Origin of the sequence: Funiculus sociatus GB2-C1 (assembly GCF_039962115.1) — a bacterium.
Lineage (GTDB): Bacteria > Cyanobacteriota > Cyanobacteriia > Cyanobacteriales > FACHB-T130 > Funiculus > Funiculus sociatus.
In genome coordinates this window covers 83,015-103,766 of sequence record NZ_JAMPKJ010000013.1, presented here as the reverse complement: position 1 = coordinate 103,766, position 20,752 = coordinate 83,015, and the positions used below count along the sequence as shown (strand labels likewise).

Here is a 20,752-nt window from a genome sequence, read left to right as displayed (position 1 = left end):
CAGATTATTAAACTAGCAGCACAGCTATAAATTAAGGTTCAAGGCATCACTACCTTAGCATCATTCAAGTCATCATCAACAACAAAAGGTTTATCATTAGGGAGCATTTATTTATAGTATTGACTAGCTGAGGAATTTAAAATGCTAAAAATACCAGGCTATAAAATTATTGAAGTCCTTCACGAAGGCACAAAATCATTAGTTTATCGTGCTTTTAGAGAACTCGATAGACAGAAGGTTGTTATTAAAATTCTTAATCAAGAATATCCAGACCTTAACGATATTGCCAAATTCAAACATCAATACGAAATCGTAAAGAATTTAGATTTATCCGGTATTGTTAAACCTTACAACCTAGAAAACTATAACAACACTTGCGTATTAGTTCTAGAAGATTTTGGCGGTGAATCGCTCGAGAAAGCGATAAATTCGTCAAAAATGAACTTGCTAGAACTCCTTAAAATAGCCATTCAAATTTCTCAATGGCTGGGAAAACTGCATCAAAATCATATTATACACAAAGATATAAAGCCTCAAAATATATTGGTAAATCCTCATACAGGACAAGTAAAAATAATAGACTTTGGTATTTCTTCACTTCTTTCCAGAGAACCCCAAGAAATTAGAAATCCTAATGTTCTGGAAGGGAGTTTACCCTATATGTCGCCAGAGCAGACTGGCCGAATGAACCGAGCAATCGATTATCGGACTGACTTCTATTCATTAGGCGTAACTTTTTATCAAATTTTAACTGGGGCGTTGCCTTTTCAATCAACAGACCCGATGGAATTAGTCCATTGTCATATTGCTAAACAGCCAGTTCCGCCGAGCCATCTAAATCCGGAGATTCCCCTGGCTATTTCTAATATAGTCATGAAATTGTTATCTAAAACAGCAGAAGCCAGATATCAAAGTTCCTACGGTCTAAAGTTTGATTTAGAAGTTTGTCTGACGCAACTGCAAACTACCGGGAAGATTGAAAATTTCATACCTGGTAAGCAGGATTTCTCCAATAAATTTGAGATTCCGCAAAAACTCTATGGTCGGGAACAAGAAATAACCATCCTGCTGGCGGCTTTTGAGCGGGTAAGCCAAGGCTTAACCGAGATGATGCTAGTTTCAGGATTTTCAGGTATTGGTAAATCAGCTTTAATCAATGAAATTCACAAACCCATTGTCCAACAAAGAGGGTATTTTATTTCCGGGAAATTTGACCAATTTCAACGAAATATTCCTTATGCTTCCTTAATTCAGGCTTTTCAGTCATTAATTAGTCAAATTTTAACTGAAAGTCAAGAAAAAATAGCAGCCTGGCGAGAAAAACTTTTAAATGACCTTGGTGCCAACAGTCAAGTGATTGTTGATGTTATTCCGGAAGTAGAACTAATTGTTGGACAACAGCCGCCTGTTGCCCAACTAGGGCCAACAGAATCGCAAAATCGCTTCAACATAGTTTTTCAACAATTTATTGGAGTATTCGCCAAAAAAGAACATCCCCTAGTTGTATTTCTTGATGATTTACAATGGGCTGATTCGGCATCCCTCAATCTAATTCAATTGCTAATGACGGCGAGAGATAGCCGATACTTATTTTTAATTGGGGCATATCGAGATAATGAAGTGAATGCCTCTCATCTTTTAATGATGACATTAGATGAGATTAATTCTGCCAATGCTATTGTCAATCATATCAACCTAAAACCTTTGGATTTAGGTCATACCAACCAATTAATTAGCGAGACTCTTAGCTGTGATGAAGTCGAGTCAAAACCTCTAGCAGAGTTAGTAATTCGTAAAACTAATGGCAATCCCTTCTTTGTCAACCAGTTTTTAAAATCTCTCTACGAAGAAAAGCTATTGAACTTTGTCCCCTCTCAATCCGTCCTTAATAAGGGGGATCAAGCTGTGTGGCAGTGGAATTTAGAGGAAATTAAAAAAGTTGGCATAACAGATAATGTCGTTGAATTGATGGCTGGGAAAATTCAAAAGCTTTCCGATAACGCACAGCAAATACTTAAGTTAGCGGCTTGTATTGGTAATAAGTTTGATTTAAAAGTTTTATCATTTGTTTATGAGAACTCTCCAGCAGCAACAGCTATTGATTTCTGGGAAGCAATTCGGGAAGAGTTAGTTTTACCCCTCGATAATAATTACAAAATATTCCTAGATTTTGATGCACAGGAAGCCAATAATTACTTAGTTTCCACTGATACATTAGTTTCTTATAAATTTTTACACGATCGCGTTCAGCAAGCTGCCTATTCCCTGATTCCTGAAGAAAATAAAAAAGACTTTCACTTAAAAATTGGTCAACTGCTTTTAGGTAATACTAGTTTAGAGGAACGGGAATCAAAAATATTCGATATTGTCAATCAGCTAAACTTTGGAAGCGAGCTAATTGTTAACCAAGAAGCCAGACATAAACTTGCTGAATTGAATTTAACGGCTGGAAAAAAAGCCAAGGCTTCGATTGCATATGAACCAGCGTTAAGATATTTAACAACTGGTATGAAGCTTTTAGCAACAGATAGCTGGGAAAGCGATTATCAGCTAACTTTCGATTTGTACAAGGAGCGTTCTGAATGCGAATACCTTTGTAAAAACTTTGAGCAAGCTGATAATCTATTTAACATTTTGTTGCAAAATGCCAAGACAAATCTAGAAAAAGTAGAAGTTTACGGCATTCAAATTATTTCATATACAACTTTAGGCAAGTTTTCAGAAGTCGTTGAATTAGGTAAGCAAGCTTTAAAGTTGCTGGGTTGGAATGTCCCAGAGAAACCCAGAGAAATTAAGAAAGCATTAAAACTAGAAATTCAAGAGATTCGGTCAAGTATCGGCGATACTAGCATTAAAGATTTAATTCATAGGCCGGATATGACTGATCTGAATATGTTAGCAACTATTAATTTAATTTCGCACGTAATACCTGCTTTATATTATACAAACATGGATTTATCTGACCTGTTTTATTTGAAGCAGGCTTCTCTATCATTGAGGTATGGAAATGCAGCAAATTCTGCTATGGGTTATTTGGGTTTAAGTAGGTTTTTAGGTGAAAGGTTAGGAGATTTTCAATCTCGCTATGAGTTTGGTAAACTTTCTTTAAATATTATAGAAAAATTTAATAGCAGCGAATTGAAATGTAAAGTAAATTTTTTGTTTGGTGGCTTTGTTAATCATTGGACTAAGCATTCAAAAATAGGCATTATTCATTTAAAAACTGCTTACCAAGCAGGGATTGAATCAGGGGACATAGTTTGGGCTTGTTATACCAACAATGTTCTCAGTATGAGAAGTTTTATTACCGGAGATTATCTAGATAATCTTTATATCGAAAATCAAAAGTCTCTCGATTATGCTAATCAAGTTGGAGAAATATATACACCAAACTTTTTTTTGGTGACGCAACAGTTAAGCTTATGTTTGAAAGGCTTAACCAAAGATAAATGTAGTTTCAGTAATGAATTTTATGATGAAGAAAAACATTTGGATCAACTAAGGGCTTATGCTGGATTGGCAATTCCTCTCAATTGGTATTATTTTGTAAAACTCGCAACATTATACATCTTTGAGGATTACTCCAATGCTTTGAAGATGGCATTAGATTCAGAAAAAACTCTGCCAGTTGTATCAGGTTTAATGCAAGTTGCGGAGCATTACTTCTATTATTCTCTAACTCTGGCTGCTCTTTATAGTACGGCTAATGAGGGGGAAAAAAAAGAGTATTGGAAAACGCTAACGAAAAATCAAAAACAAATGAAAGTTTGGGCTGATAATTGCCCAGAGAATTTTTTACATAAATACTTGCTCATTGCTGCTGAAATGGCTCGTATTTCCGGCAAAACCCAAGAGGCGATGGAGTTATACGAGCAAGCTATCAAATCCGCTAAAGAAAATGATTATATTCAAAATCAAGCGATCGCTAATGAATTAGCTGCTAAATTTTACTTTGATAAAGGGTTTGATATTATTGCCAAAGCCTATCTAATGGAAGCTCGTTATGGTTATACTAAATGGGGGGCAGCAGGCAAGGTAAAAGAGTTAAATACTAATTATCCTAATTTACTTTATAGAGCGACAGGAATTAAAGATACCTCTACAACTTATTCTATTGCTACCTCTAGTGAGGATGCAGGAGTTCTAGACTTAAATACAGTTGTAAAAGCTTCGCAAGCCCTTTCTGGTGAAATCATTCTGGATAAGTTGCTGGCTAAATTAATGAAAATTGTAATTGAAAATGCCGGAGCTGAAAAAGGTTTTTTAATTCTAAAAAATAAAGATAACCTCCTGATTCAAGCAGAAGGTGCAGTCAATAAAGATGAGGTGATACTGCTGCAATCACTTCCAGTCGAAAACAGTAGCAAACTTTCAGTAGGAATTGTTAATTATGTAGCTAGGACTCAGGATAATTTGGTTTTAAAGGATGCGGTTCGGCAAGGAAAATTTATTAACGAGCGATACATTGTTGAAAATAAACCAAAATCTATTCTTTGTATGCCCTTGATAAATCAGGGAAAATTAATTGGTATTCTTTACTTAGAAAATAATTTAACAGAGGGAGCTTTTACTTCAGAGCGGTTGGAAGTGTTAAACCTCCTATCTTCCCAAGCCGCTATTTCTATTGAAAATGCTAGTCTTTATACAAACTTATCAGCCTTAAATATTGCCTACGAGCGCTTTGTTCCTCATGAGTTCCTGCGTTTTTTAGAAAAAGAAAGCATCCTAGATGTGCAGTTAGGCGATCAGGTGTTTAAAGAAATGACAATTTTGTTTTCTGACATTCGCTCGTTCACAACTATCTCCGAGGGGATGTCACCCAAGGAAAACTTTAATTTTATCAACTCTTACTTGAGCCGAGTTGGCCCAGTCATCCGTCAGCACAATGGTTTTATTGATAAGTATATTGGTGATGCCGTAATGGCACTGTTTCCCCAGACATCTGAGGATGCAGTTCTAGCAGCGATCGCTATGCAAAAAAAGGTTGCACTCTGGAATGAAGAACGGCAACAAAGAGCAGAAGTCCCCATCTCCATTGGCATTGGTTTGCATACAGGTAGTTTGATGCTGGGTACTGTTGGCGAGTCGGAACGGATGGAAAGCACCGTGATTTCTGATGCAGTAAATCTCGCCTCTCGGATGGAAGGTTTAACGAAACTGTATGGCGTGGGTATCGCAATTAGTGAACAAGCTCTGTATCAACTGGATGAACTTTCAAAGTACAGCTATCGTTTTCTTGACCGCGTTCGAGTTAAAGGAAAACAGGCTCCGGTTGCTGTATTTGAAGTTTTCTCTGGCGAACCAGAATCTATCCGCAACCTCAAAACGCAAACTCGAACCGATTTTGAACAAGGCATTATTCTCTATTACCAACAAAAGTTTGCACAAGCAGAGCAAATCTTCAAGGAAGTTCTACAAAAAAACCACCAAGACAAAGCGGCGAAGCTATACGTGAAACGCTGCCAGAAGTATCAGACATCTGGCGTTCCGGCGGGGTGGGATGGGAGTGAAGCTTTGGATGAGAAGTAAGCAGCTATTGTTGGGGTAGGCGCATTTTCCATATTAATATGGTAAGACTTTTTGGCCCGCTCCTAACGACAGCACTGCTTCTGGCCGCCCCAAGAAAAACAAAAAACCACTTCAGTTAGATAAGGTAAGGATGCACTCGCAACAGGTTGTTCTTGCTCTATTTTTCTTTTCTACGGATAACTAGCTGCTAGGCTTTGCAATGGCTATTGAGGGGTTAAAGAGCTTCAAATAAATGGGCAACCAAAAACATTTGTTCAGTTACTTCCTGCGGAGTTTGGTAGAGCTTATACAGAGAAAGAGGTATTAATACCTTTTTTCAGATAAAGTTATTTTTTTATTTGAAAATTTAAGCAGGTTCACCGAAGCTTTTGTTAACCCAAAAATACCAAATTGCTGTCCCTGTTGAGGTTGCCATTTTGGCTCACTGGAAAGTTTTAGAGTATCGCCTACAATATCCATCGCGAATTTATCGGCGCGGTCAGGACGCGATCGCTCGGATTCGTTATCAACAGTTTGGGCAAAGTGAGCAAGTTGTTCAATCAAATCCTGAAGCTGTTGCTTTTATGATTCCGTAAGTTACTCGATTGAGTCTTTTTTAGTTTAATCCGAGCGCGGGAAAGTAAGTTTTATTTTTGGGTATCCCATAGCATCCTTCTTCCCTAGCCCCACCGACGGGCGCGATCGCATCCAGCTATTCGTCATACATTAGACGATTGTTGTCTCTGGTTTTAACCCATACAGCAAAGGGGGTCTTCCTTTTTGCCCATTTGGTGTGGGTTATCGGTATTTTTACTGTTTACTGTAAAGATTTTATGAACTTTAAATAAAACCCTTGTTTTAATGGCTTTTTCTGAGTAATTTAAAATATATCCCCTGTAGATATACCGACGTTCAGCTTCAATAGCTGACATTTGTGTAAATTACAGCAAGAAACGAGTAAAGCGTCTCTGGGTCAGATGCAAGTTATCAGGGAAGATACTTCAGTAGGTCTTATGTATAATTAAGCTCAATAAGCTACACTTCTGCCAAAGGTATCTAATTTTGCGCTGTCCGGGAAAATTGCCCAATAAATTTGCATCTACTTTGTCGATATTGATTTTTATCTTCACCTCATGGTAGGGAGGATATCTTATGATGTCTAAGTTTTAAATAACTGTAAAAATCACTGACTTTGTAGTTCAAATTTAGAATAAGCAAGAAAATGTTCAGACAAAGAAAACTGCTAGAAAACGGTAGCTTACTAAGGGAAACGTTAGCTGGGTATGACGCTTTACAAGTAAATCTTTCTTCAGAGTTATTGTCAGTAACATCATCAAGACTATTTAACCTAGCTGGAAAGAACATTCAATTTTCTAGCAGTAGTTCTTCTAGTGCAGCCAGTGTTGTACCCGATCCTGGTAATACTTTGAGGACAGCTTTTAGGGTGGGCTCGCTGAGCGATCGCGCTTTTAAGGATTTTGTGGGTGACAGCGACCCGGAAGATTTCTATCGCTTCAGATTAACTACTCCCAAGGATCTCAACTTGGCACTTGATGGACTGAGTGCCAATGTCGATGTGTATCTGATTCGGGATGCCAACTCTAATCGTGCGCTCGATCCTGGTGAGATTATAGCAAGTTCAGAAAATGGTGGCACCTTAGCAGAATCGATTAACCTCTCCAACTTAGCGGCTGGGGTTTACTACGTCCAAGTCAAGCAATCTTCTGGCGATACCAACTATAACCTGAGTTTGTCTACTAACAGCCTCCCAGAGTTGGCTGACCTATCAGGCGCGAACTTCAACGTGATGCAGAGTTCCCTGACTCCAGGTAACAGCTTCAATGTTGAGTATGAAATTCAAAACACTACAAGTGGGAATGCCGAGGGATTCTGGGTAGACTTCTACCTGTCACAGGATAGCAACATTACGACAAGCGATCGCCGCCTCGGTTCTCAATGGATTAGCTCTCTCTCCGGTAACAGCAGCACAGACACCTTAACGAACAACCTGAATTTACCGGGAGCCAGCGATGCCTTCTGGAGCAGTACGGGGACGTACTACCTCGGCATGATTGTGGATGCGGAGGGTAATATCACCGAGGCAAACGAGGCAAATAACGCCAACCAAGGTGAGTTTTACGACTCTCACAGTTTTCAGCTTGCAATAGCCCCTTCTAATTCTCTTACTGCTAGAACTTATTCTCCAACAGATAATATCGCCATTAATGCCCTCTTGAATGAGGCTGATAGCTATTGGGACACTAGCTCGACTGGGGGAGCCATCACCTACAGCTTCCTTAGTAGTGCTGCTGCTAATTCTTATTACGGAAATGAAACTGTCTTTGAACTGAGCGAAACTGTTAAAGCCAATATCCGCTCAGTTTTGACATCAATTGAGTCATTTATTAACGTTGATTTTGTCGAGGTTGCAGATAGCGCCACTAGCTATGGAACTATCCGCTATATGTTCTCCAATGAACCAGCCTACGCCTATGCTTATTATCCAGGGAATTATGAAATAGCAGGTGACGTACATCTGAGCCGAAACTATGAGAACAGTTCTGTCAACAGCTTTTCCAGCGAACCTGGCACTTACGGATACGAAACACTAATTCACGAAACATTGCACGCTTTGGGACTGAAACATCCAGGTAACTACGACGGTTCGGGGTCAGGAGATGGGCCGTTTTTGTCACCAGGGGAAGATAACAATACCAACACAATAATGAGCTATAACAATGTTGGTAGTAATGCAGTGACACCAATGGCTTATGACATTCGAGCGCTGCAATATCTCTATGGTGCAAAAAATTACAATTCAGGCAACAACCTTTATTCTTTTAATACTGTTTATGGTTACAGCAACGACAGTCTGTTGTCGGGTAGCTCCACTAACCAATTGAAGCAAACTTTGTGGGACAGTGGCGGTATAGACACTTTGGACTTCTCGGATTTGGCATCTCTTGATTCGGGCTACCGCTTCGATATGCGGGAGAATGGGATGCTGACAACACAAGCAGCCTACAACAGCACAACGTATGAGGATCGGAGTACGCAAGAAAACTATACTACCTCTAGATTTGGGACTGCGATCGCATACGGCGCAACTATTGAAAACTTGATCAACTCAACCAGTAACGATTACATCATCGCTAACAGTGCGGCAAACTCCTTCTTGGGCTATGTCTTTGGCATTAACACTGGAGACGATATCTTTGAATCTACAGATTCTCTAGATGTCCTCAACTTATCTAGTTACAACTTCTCAAATCTAACTTCTTCAATCATCAATACCGATCTAAATATACAACTAGATTCTTTCGGTTCGATAACTATCAAAGATTACTTTGGATCTAGTGGTTCTATGAAGTTTGCGATTGCAGATAGTTATTACACTTACACTTCTTCCGGAACTTGGGAAGTAGCAGCCGCTCCAGCAATTCCTGATACTATCGGTAGCAATACAGGGAGAACAGCACTCGGATCAACCCCCGGTGTTTCCTCAGCAACATCTACTTCCGTATCATCAGACATATTAGCTGCTACTTTACGTTGTACTTGTCAAACCTGCTCAGCTACTGCTATAGCACTTCAAACACTTGACTCTTCAAATTTGAGTGAATTAATAGCAGTTAGTTAAGTGATTCTTCAAAACTATGGCAAGCATACACAGAATTCAAACAAGTCTCAATGGTAGGGAGTTGGAGCTTTAGAAAGAGTTTGCTTCTCAACGACTTAAGTGCAGATGCCGACGTGCAGCTATTTGATAGCGATCGCGTTAAAGTTTAAAGTTTGTACAATTTTGGCAGCACTACAGAAGCGATTAACACCAATCTAAATGCAGGTACTTACAAACGTCTCATAGCAATCCTATGTGAGTTGTGAGGTGCCAGCCCTTCAGATACCCGACTTCTTAAAGAAGTCGGGTATCTCGCCTTCACTAATCATTTAGGAGTGCTATAGAAGCCAAGGAACTTTATTAGCAATTAATTTAACCGCTTTAAGAAACGCTTTATCTCCTAGCTGGAGTCAATTTGCTACCAGTGTGAGCAACTGGCGATCGCGCTTTTTGCTTCCCAAAATGCACGATCGCTAGTTCATAACCAAACAGCGCGATTCCCTTACTTATTGCTGTTATAAAGTTTGTATAAATTATATATAAAGTTTTTGTAAAATTACGCAAAATGTCCGGATGGTTTCTGGAACCATTACCACCCCTGCTGTGGAGCAATTACGTAAGTACACGTAGTACAGGGTGAACATATGCCAGCAGTAGATTTAGCGGGAAACACACTAGGTACAGCTAGAGGTTTAAATATCACGCCAAATAGCCAAACATTTACAGACCATGTTAGTTCTCTAGACCCGAATGATTACTATCGCTTCAGTCTTACGGGTCGCAGCAGCTTCAGCCTCTCTGTTAACGGATTGAGTGCAGATGCAGATGTACAGCTGCTCAACAGCAGCGGTCAGACTATACAGAGTTCTGCTAATGTAGGCGTAACCGCTGAAGCAATCAATGCGACCTTAAATTCAGGCACCTACTACATCCGGGTTTTTCCCTTCAACAGTGCTAGCACTAACTACAACCTGAATGTATCCGCCGCACTGGTGGATTATGCCGGCAACGCGATCGCTACCGCGCGTGATATTGGTACTATCAGTAATACTCAACAAGTATTGCGAGATTCAGTTACAAGTCTTGATACCAATGACTACTACCGTTTCACAGTTGACCCGACTAGCAGCCTCAGCATCAGACTAGATGGTTTGAGCGCAGATGCCGACGTGGAACTGCTCAGAAGTAACGGTAAATTGGTAGCGTTTTCCAACCAGGAAGGCACTGGTATCGAACAAATCAATACAAGTAATTTAGCACCCGGTACATACTACATTCGAGTCTCCCAGTTCAGCGGTAACACCAACTACAACCTAACCGTAGCCGCCACCCCACCCGACTTTGCTGGCAACACTTTAACTACAGCTCGCAACCTAGGCGCACTCAACGGCACCCGGACTGTCCAAGATGCCATAAATACTTCTGACACCAACGATTACTACAGATTCAACGTTGGCCCGAACAGCAACCTAAGTTTAAGACTAGATGGTTTGAGTGCTGATGCTAATTTGCAACTACTCAACATCAATGGTCAAGTAGTGGCAAACTCCTTCCTGGCAGGAACCGCTGCCGAAACAATTAACTTTAATAATTTAACCGCTGGTGCTTACTACGTAAGAGTTTACCAAGGCAGCGGCAACAGCTTCTATAACTTAAGCCTGTCAGCAACAGTACCCGACTTTGTGGGTAATACTTTTACGACAGCTCGAAACATAGGTTCGCTCAATGGAAGTAGAACTTTCAGCGACTTTGTGAACAGTGCTGACCCCAACGACTACTACCGCTTCAACTTGAATGCTGGCGGCAATTTTAGTTTGTCGCTAAATGGCTTGAGTGCCGATGCAGATGTGCAACTCTACAACAGTATTGGGCAAGTTATTGCTACTTCTGCTCAGGTCGGGACTACTGCTGAATCAATTAATACATTCTTGGGATTCGGAACCTACTACGTGCGGGTTAATTCCTTCAACAACGCCAGCACTTACTACAACTTGAGTTTGTCTTCTACACAATTTACAACTCTAGATAATGCTGGTAACACGCTAGCGACTGCACGCGACATTGGCACCCTCAGCAATACTCAACAAGTCTTCCGAGATGCTGTTAATAGCCTTGATACAAATGACTACTATCGTTTTACAGTTGACCCAAGTAGCAATCTCAACATCACATTAAATGGCTTGAGTGCAGACGCTGATGTGCAGCTAATCAATAGCGCTAATCAAGTATTACTATCTTCAGTTAATGACGGCGCCCTGGCGGAAAGTATCAATACAAGTAATTTAGCGCCTGGTACATACTACATTCGGGTTTACCAGTTTAGCGGCAACACTAACTACAACCTGAGTGTATCCGCCACCCCACCCGACTTTGCTGGCAACGCCTTAACTACAGCTCGTGACATGGGCCCTCTCAACGGTACTCGTACTTTCCAAGATGCCATAAATACTTCTGACACCAACGACTACTACAGATTCAACGTTGGCCCCAACAGCAACCTGAGTTTGAGACTAGATGGTTTGAGTGCTGATGCTAATTTGCAACTACTCAACATCAATGGTCAAGTAGTGGCAAACTCCTTCTTGACAGGAACCAGTGCGGAAACAATTAACTTTAATAATTTAGCTCCTGGTGCTTACTACGTGCGAGTTTACCAAGGCAGCGGCGGCGGCTTCTATAACCTAACTGCGTCTGCAACAATTCCCGATTTTGCTGGTAGCACTTTTGCCACTGCTCGCAACATCGGTCAGCTAAATGGAAGTCGCACTTTGGGTGAGTGGGTGAGCGGTGCAGATGTTAACGATTACTTCCGCTTTGACTTAGCAGAAGGTCGCAGTTTTGGTTTGTCGTTAAATGGCTTGAGTGCTGATGCTAATTTGCAACTTTACAATATCAATGGGCTACTGATTTCCAGTTCAAGTCAGGTCGGCACTGTGGCAGATTCAATTAACACATTCTTGGGAGCAGGAACTTATTACGTGCGGGTGAATTCTTTCAACAATGCTAGTAGTTTCTACAACTTGAGTTTGTTGGCTTAAATTCTGGACTCACCAGAGCAACCCCTCTTTGCCGGCAAAGAGGGGAGCAAGAGGAAATTTTGTTTTTATTCGTTACTAGGCTCTCGCCTAGTAACGAAATGAACATAATTTAGTATAATTACCTGACCGAAAATGCTTCGGTAAATCGACGAGTTACTGGCTCCATTATGAAGGTGAGAATCGATTTTTTCCGAGTTACGATTTCTCCCGTTGCTGCCATCCCCGGAGTAAATTCTACTTTTTGACCCCGCACCATAACTGTGTGTTTTTGCAGTTTAATTCTGGTGGGAAAAACTAAGCCTAACTCTTTATCAACAATTGCATTAGGACTAATTTGAACTACCTCACCATTAATCGTGCCAAATTCTTGAAAGGGGAAAGTTGCTAGTTTTACTTTTGCTTTCATATCCTTACGGATAAAGCCGATATCGCGGTTGAGAACTTTGACTTCTACCAAAAGTTCTTCCTCTGCTGGTAGTAGAGATAATAACTCTTCTCCTGGTTGCACTGGCCCTTTGGTTGCTTTGACGCTGTAAACTGTAGCTTCAAAGGGAGCGAGGATATTTTCTACTTCTCGTTGCTTTTTCGCCTGCTCCAGTTGACCTGCAACTGTTGTTAGTTCTTCACGTCGCCTGTTGAATTGAGTGAGGATTTCACTCTGGCGTTCTGACCCCAAACGTTCAGCTTGATTGCGAGCGCTTTGATAGGCTTGTTCGGCTTGGCGAATTTGTTGACCTTGAGCGTCAATATCTTTTTCTATTGAGCCTACTTTATCTTGAGCTTCAGTTACTTTGTCTTCAGCGTTGGTAATCGCATCTTTTGTCCTAGTGACATCAGCTTGCGCTCTAATTACTCGGTCTTGTGCATCAATGTAATCGAGTCGAGGTACAGCACCCGGAGTTAACAGACTTTTAAAAGCCTCTTCTCGTTTTTGAGCGATCGCTAAGTTTGCTTCTGTTTTCGGAAGCAGGCTTTTGGCGTTGACTAGATTGGTTTCGGCATTGGCGAGGTTGGTTCTGGCGTTGATCAGGTTTTCTTGCAGACGGGTGAGGCGAACTTTGGCTTCATTCATTACCGCAATTTGCCGATTCGCTTCGGCTTGAGCCGCCGCTTTTTGCGATTCAAAGTCTTTTAAGCGAGATGTTAAAAGCTGCTCTTGCAGAGAATTTCCACCACTTCCGGCTCCTGATCGTTCGGCTTCCAGACGCTGCAAGTCTTGCTGAATTAACTCGGAAGATTTGGCTAGGCGGTCAACTTCGGCTTGCGGTAAGCCTGGATCGCGTTCCACCAAGACATCACCTTTTTTAACGCGATCGCCTTCTTTTACTTTGACAGATTTAATAATGCCGCCACCAAGCGATCGCACTGGCCTTACCTGTGTCGATGCTATCAATTCACCGGGAGCCACAGCTACTTCATCCACTTCGCTAAAATGCGCCCAAGCAATTGAACCCAACACTAATAAGCTAATAGTTCCTGCCAACAATCGCGTATACAGTGGCGGTAATTCTTGCACCGCCTTACCCAATTCGTAAGATAAAGAATCCTCTGGTGAGGCAAGTTGGCCTCTTGTTTGACGAGCTTGCGCTGGGGAAGAAGTAAGACGTGTTTGCATAATAATTCGATATTTTAGTTGCTCAATTAAATCTTTTGTGTAACTATTGAGCGTGTTACTTACTTGAATTCACTGATACCTTCATTATTCCTATAGTTAGCATAGCATCCCGATTTTGTAAAAAGGGCGAATATAATTTGCATATTCAGTTAGCCCTTATTCTGGATAGGCAGAGTGACTGCAAACTCCGTTCCCTGCCCAATCGCTGAAATCACATCTATCTTACCTTTATGCTTTTCAATAATTTGGTAGGAAATAGACAGCCCTAAGCCTGTGCCTTTACCTACTGGCTTTGTTGTGAAGAATGGATCGAACAGCTTTTCTCTAATTTCTGGTGGAATCCCCATACCATTGTCTCTAATTCCTACCTGAATGTGAGAAAAATCTATTCTTTGCGTCTGAATTATAATTTGCTTGCTAGCTTGGGTAGACTCTTCTAGCAGCGCATCGATTGCATTGCTAATAATATTCATAAATACTTGATTTAGTTGTGCTGGATAGCACTCAATTAGGGGCAAATCCCCATATTTATTTATTACTTGAATCTCGTGCTTGAGCCGATTATTTAATATCAATAATGTACTATTAATTCCTTCATGGATATCGACTGATTTCATCTCAGATTCATCAAGGCGAGAGAAGTTACGCAAAGACACTACAATTTGCCGAATCCGGTCAACTCCCATCCTCATTGAGGACAGTAGTTTTGGCAAATCTTCAGCAAGGAATTCCAACTCAATCATTTCAATTTTGTCTTTAATTTCAGGAGTTGGATTGGGGTAATGTTGCTGATAGAGTTCTACTAATTCAAGCAATTGTTGAGTGTAATCGTTAGCGTAACCCAGGTTGCCGTAAATGAAGTTGATCGGGTTGTTAATTTCGTGAGCCACCCCCGCTACCATCTGCCCCAAACTGGACATTTTTTCGGCTTGAATTAGATGTGTTTGGGTGCTTTTGAGGTATTGGAGTGCTTGTGTAAGTTCCTGAGTCCGTTCCTCTACTCGCTGCTCCAGCGTCTGACGAGCTAACTCTAGCTCATGGGTATACTCTCCGACCCATTGAACCAACTGATTGAGAGAAATTGCTAACGACCCCACTTCATCCTCCGTTTTAACAGTTGCTTGCAGCTCAAAATTTGCTTCCTGGGTGACTCGCTTGGCAACTTGAGTCAAACTTTCGATGGGACGAGCGATCGCACGACTGGTAATCAGCGCTAGAGCCACTGCCATTGCAACTGACAACAGCATACTTACAGCAATAATTTGCAGCCTTAATGTTTCTGCTTCTTCAACCCTTTGATTTGCTTGTGCCTGTTGAAATTCAGCACTTACTTTGAATTGGGATAAACTTTCAGAAAGGCGGTCAAACTTAACAGTGATATCAGTTGCTGATTTTCCTCTAATAAAAGTTAACAACCGTTGCTGTGCTGCTGGAATATTTTCTGGTGTTAAGTTAGGGGGATCGATTTGCTGCCACAGAGACTGCATCAGCCCAGCGTAAGCCTCTGTGTTCGTTTCATACCCCTGTAATAAATCCTTTAGATTTGTGGTGTCTCTGACTAAGTTACGAGGATGAGTTTCTATGAAAAATTCAAAATCAGAGATGAGTTTCTTAACCCGATTAACATCACCCAAAAATTTAGCCGTTTCATAGTCAAACCAGATTGACTCTCCCAGAATGATGACCAGCCGTTGAGGATGTGAATGTACCGCATTAACAGCATTTTCTAAATCACTCAGGAGATGTTTTTGCCTATTGGCAATCCTCATCTGTGTCTGAGCCTGTTTTTGGTAATAGTCTCCAGTGACTAGCCCAATAGTTGTTCCAAGCACTGCTATCCCAATAGCCAATGAATAGCCGTAACCAATTTTTTTGGCTATACTCAACCGTTGGAGCTTGGCTGTTATCCAGTTTAAGGACAATTTTGAAATGTTCCTTTTGTTATGTAAATTTAGATGCAACAGCGAAAACATAGCCTTCCAAATTTTCCTGTGAAAGTGTATGATGTTAAAAAACATCAATATTTACGCTACAAATATCGTTTATTTAGGTTAAAATTTACTGAACAAAACGACCTTGCCCAACAAGTTTGTATACCTCACGAAATTGGTTGTAATCAACATCATTGGCTGAAACTAGCTTCGACCCTTGAAACTTTCCTTCTTCAACGGATAAAAGACTTTGGAGCAGTTTATCTTGATTTTCCATCATGCGATCGCCTATTTCTTTGACAACCCGTGAATCCAGCTTGCTACTAGCAACAAATAAATCATTGGGAAAGGCCGCTCCTTTCGCGATCAGTGGCAACGCACTTTCAGATAAGCCTTCATCCTTCAGAAATTTCTCATACTTGACAGATGAACCTCCCCAAGCATCAACTTCACCCTTTTGTAAGGCGGGTAATCCCTTACTGCCTAACATGAGGATTTCTAGGTCAGATTTAGGGTTTAGTCCAGCATCAATTAGCAGTTTTGTCGGGCCAAGATGACCACTCGTTGAGCCGACCTTCCACATCGCAATTTTTTTCCCTTTCAGCTGTGCTACCGATTTTATCTTGTTGTTAGCAGAAACACAGATGACTGGGTAATAGTTCAGTCTCGTAATCCCAATGATGGGAACTGCATTCGTCCTGGCACTCATTACCACATATTCTGAGGGGCCTGTGAAAACAAAGTCTACCTGATCTGACTGCAAAGCGGCAGCAGCAGCTATATAGCTTTCAAAAGGGACAAACTCAATTTTCTTTTCCAATACCTCCTCTAGCGCAGTACGCAGTCCTCCATAATCGCGCTGCAACTGTTCCAGTCCCTGAGTATCTGTCACTGTAAATCGGAGTGTATCAGGGACGGCTGTATCTAAATTGGAAGATATACTCTTGGAATTACTTTTTGCCGATGCACAGCCTGCAATTAGTAACAGGAAGTAAGAAAGGAAGTTGCGTCGTTTCATCTTTTTGTGCAACTGTTGAAACAGTTTATCTATTTAGCAGTATAACAATATGAATTTAGCTTACATTATGATTAATAATAGATTATCTTAAGTTTAAGGTTAAAAAATAACTCAAAGTATTGTTACTTACACGACCTATAGAAATCCTATTTAATTTGTGAGCCAGCTCTTCAGCTCCTTGGCTTCTTTAAGAAGCCGGAAAGCTTGCCTTTATGAATCATTTAGGAATGCCATATACTATAAATTTTGGATTGTCAAATAATTTTTCAAATTGTCAAACTATTAACGATGCAGGTGAATGGCTTTAGCATGATGCTGATACCAAGCTGTTATTGACAGCTAATGATGGGGTGAATAAAACTGAGCTGTGGGTATTATAGTTAGCTGATAACGGGGAAGAAGCGATCGCGCTTGAATAATAAACGCGATCGCTTCTTCCCTAAATTCTCAAACCCCCAAGTAACGCCGTAAGAAACTCTCCAACGATTCCATCTTCATTCCAAAAATTGTCTCTAAATTCTCAACCTCTTGGGGTGTGCAGAAAAATTCATTGTCTAGTAAAGTGCGAAAGGTGCCAAGAGCTTTAGACGCTTTCGGATTCACCAGCCCCAAAGCACTCCGGAATCCATCCAACACAAACAGCGGTGGGTTAATGATAATCGGCTCTGTGTTGAAGATGCGACCAAAGATCCGGGGGATATCCTGACGCTGGAGGACATCTGGCCCGCCTACGGATAAAATTTGATTTCTGGCACCTTCAATGCTTACAGAGCCTACAGCAATCTGTGCCAAGTCGTCGGTACTCACGATAGAAGTCCGACTTTGGCGATCGCCAATAAGTAAATAAATCCCAGTTTCCCGAAATTGTTCTGCTAAAGGTAGGAGATTTGAGGCAAAACCAGATGGGCGCAGGATGGTGTAGTTTAAACCACTTGCGATTAGATACTTTTCGACTTCCCGTTTTGCCTTAAACGATGGTGCATCTTCATATCCCCTATCTACTCCCAGTACCGAAATAAAGACAAAGTGCTGGACACCCGCTTCTTTTGCCCGATCGATCAGTTCAATATTAGCTCGGTAGCCTAATGCTTGAGCATTGCCCTCACCTCCGTGAGCGCTGATAATATACTGAACGCCCCGACAAGCTTTTTCGATATCCTTGTCTTGCTGCAAGTCACCGATAAATATTTCTGCTCCTCGGTGTTCGAGTTCGCTGTAGCGAGACGTGAGGCGGACAAAAGCCCGCACTGGCATTTGTCGTTCTCGAAGCGATCTCACGATCCGTCGTCCGAGTCCTCCTGTGGCTCCAGTTACTAAAAACATGATGTTAATTTCCTTTTTTTATGCTGTATTTTCCTCGTTCCCCGCCACTGGCTGGGAACGAGAAATCTAAAATTCCACAATCACTGGGGTATGATCGCTGGGTTGAGATAACTGACGCGGGGTGACATCAATGGTGCAGCTTTTTGAGCGTTCGTAAAGGTCTGGTGTCAGGTAGTGATGGTCAATTCGCCAACCCCAGTTCCGTCGAAATGCCCCCGCACGATAGTCCCACCAGCTGTAATGTCCTGTCTCTATTGTGAATTTCCGAAAGGCATCTGCCAAACCTAATTCTAAAATAGAGCTTAAAGCTTGACGCTCTGCCTCGGATGCCATGATCCGACCTTTATAACTGGCTGGATCATGTATATCGCGGTCTTCTAGGGCAATATTGAAATCACCGCACATACATAGAGATGTTAAATCTTGAAATCCCCCCAATTTATCGGGGGGATCGGATTTTGGATGAGGGGATTCTTTGATTTGGGCAGGTGTCTCGCTTGCGCTACAAATAAGGTGCAGGTACTCGCGCAGGGTTTTTAGCCAAAGAAGTTTGTATTCGTATTTTTCGCTACCTACGGCGGAACCATTGGGGACGTAAAGATTGAGGATGCGGACACCATCGACAACGCCAGTAATTACCCGTTTTTGTTCGTCTAATTCGCTGTAGGGACACGGCATCGTATCCCTACACAAAATAGGCGCAAAGCCTGTGCTGACATCCTCAAGGGGTTTTCGGCTGAGAATGGCAACGCCGTTGTAGGATTTTTGTCCAGAAACGTAGACGTGGTAGCCTAGCGACTCTAAGGGCGATCGCGGAAAGTCTTTATCTACTACTTTGGTTTCTTGCAAGCAGAGGACATCGACAGGATTATCCTGCAACCACTGCACCACATGATCCAGGCGAGTGCGTACTGAGTTGACATTCCAAGTTGCAACTTTCATCGGTTATTTGCTAATAGCTAATTGCTAATTGTAAATTGGCTTTCTCCCATTAGCTATTAGCAAATAACTATTCCCAAATTTTGCAACTCAAATCGCCAGCTTTTTGCGTCAGACGGAAGTTTTCCCGGTAGTCTACGGGACAATCAATGACTGAAGGAACTTCCTGTTCTAAGGCAGTTTTTAGGGTGGGAATTAGGTCGGATGCAGATTCAACTCGGTAGCCTTTTAGTCCCATACTTTCGGCAAATTTGACAAAATCTGGATTGCTAAAGTGAACAAAAGAAGACTCGCCAAAATGATTGTGTTGTTTCCACTCAATCAAGCCGTAACCACCATCATTAAATATTAAGGTGACAAAGGCAGTTCCGACGCGGAGGGCGGTTTCTAATTCCTGGCAATTCATCATAAAACCGCCGTCGCCAGTGACGGCTACAATTTTCCGATCTGGATAAACTAATTTGGCGGCTAAGGCACCTGGAATCGCGATACCCATCGCAGCAAAGCCATTAGAAATGATACAGGTATTCGGGCGATCGCAATGGTAGTGACGCGCCATCCACATTTTGTGCGCCCCTACATCGGAAATTACAATATCCTCTGGCCCCATCACTTGCCGCAAGTCATAAATTATTTTCTGCGGCTTGATTGGATATCCATCATCCGTTGCATACTGTTCGTAATCTGCCCGAATATCTGCCCGTAATTGTAGGGAATAAGGGGTGGGTTTGCCTTGTCGATCGGCACGTTCCATAATTTCCCGAAGCGAGTCGGAAATATCCCCCACAACTTCCACCAAGGGGATATAACTGCTATCAATTTCTGCTGGTGTAACTCCTATATGGACGATCGGAATTTCACCTAGAGGATTCCACTTTTTCGGGGAATATTCTATCAAATCGTAGCCGACCGCAATCACCAAATCTGTCTTATCAAAAGCACAACTGATGTGATCTCGCTGTTGCAATCCCACACTCCACAAGGCTAAAGGATGGGTGTAGGGAATTACACCTTTGCCCATGAAGGTATTCGCCACGGGAATATTTAGGCGAGTCGCAAATTCCGTTAAGGCTTCACTAGCATCGGCACGAATCGCGCCATTTCCAACCATAATCAAGGGATTTTGAGCTTGAGAAATTACCTCAGATGCCTTTTCGAGACTGTGGAAAGAGGCAAAAGTTTTCTCCAAACCATCCTTGAGAAGGGGACTGCCGACAGCTGTCATTTCAGCAATATTTTCCGGCAAATCAATGTGAACTGCCCCTGGCTTTTCGCTTTGAGCAATTTTAAACGCCTTGCGAACAAGTTCCGGTGTAATGCTAGGACGAACAATCTGCTTATTCCATTTAGTAACTGGCTCAAACATTGCCACCAAATCCAGATATTGATGGGATTCGATGTGCATTCTATCTGTGCCAACTTGTCCGGTAATTGCCACTAGAGGCGCACCATCCAGATTAGCATCTGCAACACCAGTCATCAGGTTAGTAGCTCCTGGCCCTAATGTTGAAAGACACACGCCAGCTTTTCCTGTGAGTCGTCCATAGAGATCCGCCATGAAAGCAGCACCCTGCTCGTGACGTGTAGTAATAAACTTAATGGAAGACGTTTTTAAAGCTTCCAAAACGTCCAAATTCTCCTCACCAGGAAGTCCGAAAATATATTCGACTCCCTCATTTTCTAAACAACGTACTAACAGTTCAGCTGTATTCATTTTTTCTGTCCCTCTCTCTGGCGCTTCAGCGCCTATGTGGTTCGTTT

General features: G+C 41.7%; 10 protein-coding genes. 4 read left to right on the top strand and 6 right to left on the bottom strand.

Going from position 1 to position 20,752, the window contains the following annotated elements:
• Nucleotides 1-141 precede the first annotated feature (141 nt).
• The 4 genes from NDI42_RS09145 to NDI42_RS09130 all read left to right on the top strand — a co-directional run bounded on the left by NDI42_RS09145 (nucleotide 142) and on the right by NDI42_RS09130 (nucleotide 12,165).
• Nucleotides 142-5,529, top strand: a complete 5,388-nt coding sequence (locus NDI42_RS09145; protein WP_190457782.1) for an AAA family ATPase — start codon at nucleotides 142-144, stop codon at nucleotides 5,527-5,529.
• Nucleotides 5,530-5,897: 368 nt separating this feature from the next.
• Nucleotides 5,898-6,104, top strand: a complete 207-nt coding sequence (locus NDI42_RS09140) for a hypothetical protein (protein ID WP_190422664.1) — start codon at nucleotides 5,898-5,900, stop codon at nucleotides 6,102-6,104.
• Nucleotides 6,105-6,730: 626 nt separating this feature from the next.
• On the top strand, nucleotides 6,731-9,148 hold the full coding sequence (locus NDI42_RS09135; RefSeq protein WP_190457780.1) for a pre-peptidase C-terminal domain-containing protein: 2,418 nt from the start codon (nucleotides 6,731-6,733) through the stop codon (nucleotides 9,146-9,148).
• Between the two features lie 623 nt (nucleotides 9,149-9,771).
• Nucleotides 9,772-12,165, top strand: coding sequence for a beta strand repeat-containing protein (locus NDI42_RS09130; RefSeq protein WP_190457778.1), 2,394 nt, complete (start codon nucleotides 9,772-9,774; stop codon nucleotides 12,163-12,165).
• A gap of 118 nt (nucleotides 12,166-12,283) precedes the next feature.
• Here NDI42_RS09130 and NDI42_RS09125 read toward each other — a convergent pair whose 3' ends face one another.
• The 6 genes from NDI42_RS09125 to NDI42_RS09100 form a co-directional block, all read right to left on the bottom strand.
• Nucleotides 12,284-13,780: a beta-barrel domain-containing protein gene (locus NDI42_RS09125; protein ID WP_190457776.1), complete on the bottom strand. Its 1,497-nt coding sequence runs from the start codon at nucleotides 13,778-13,780 to the stop codon at nucleotides 12,284-12,286.
• Nucleotides 13,781-13,929: 149 nt separating this feature from the next.
• Nucleotides 13,930-15,612 carry a sensor histidine kinase gene (locus NDI42_RS09120; protein ID WP_313931420.1) on the bottom strand — a complete coding sequence of 561 codons (1,683 nt, stop codon included), beginning with the start codon at nucleotides 15,610-15,612 and terminating at the stop codon, nucleotides 13,930-13,932.
• A 226-nt stretch (nucleotides 15,613-15,838) separates the two neighbouring features.
• Nucleotides 15,839-16,729 (bottom strand): PhnD/SsuA/transferrin family substrate-binding protein, encoded by an 891-nt coding sequence (locus tag NDI42_RS09115; RefSeq protein WP_190457773.1) that lies wholly within the window; start codon nucleotides 16,727-16,729, stop codon nucleotides 15,839-15,841.
• Between the two features lie 447 nt (nucleotides 16,730-17,176).
• Nucleotides 17,177-18,052, bottom strand: a complete 876-nt coding sequence (locus tag NDI42_RS09110; protein WP_190457771.1) for an SDR family oxidoreductase — start codon at nucleotides 18,050-18,052, stop codon at nucleotides 17,177-17,179.
• 66 nt (nucleotides 18,053-18,118) lie between these two features.
• Nucleotides 18,119-18,994 (bottom strand): exodeoxyribonuclease III, encoded by an 876-nt coding sequence (locus tag NDI42_RS09105; RefSeq protein ID WP_190457769.1) that lies wholly within the window; start codon nucleotides 18,992-18,994, stop codon nucleotides 18,119-18,121.
• 67 nt (nucleotides 18,995-19,061) lie between these two features.
• Nucleotides 19,062-20,705, bottom strand: coding sequence for an acetolactate synthase large subunit (locus tag NDI42_RS09100; protein ID WP_190457809.1), 1,644 nt, complete (start codon nucleotides 20,703-20,705; stop codon nucleotides 19,062-19,064).
• Nucleotides 20,706-20,752 lie beyond the last annotated feature (47 nt).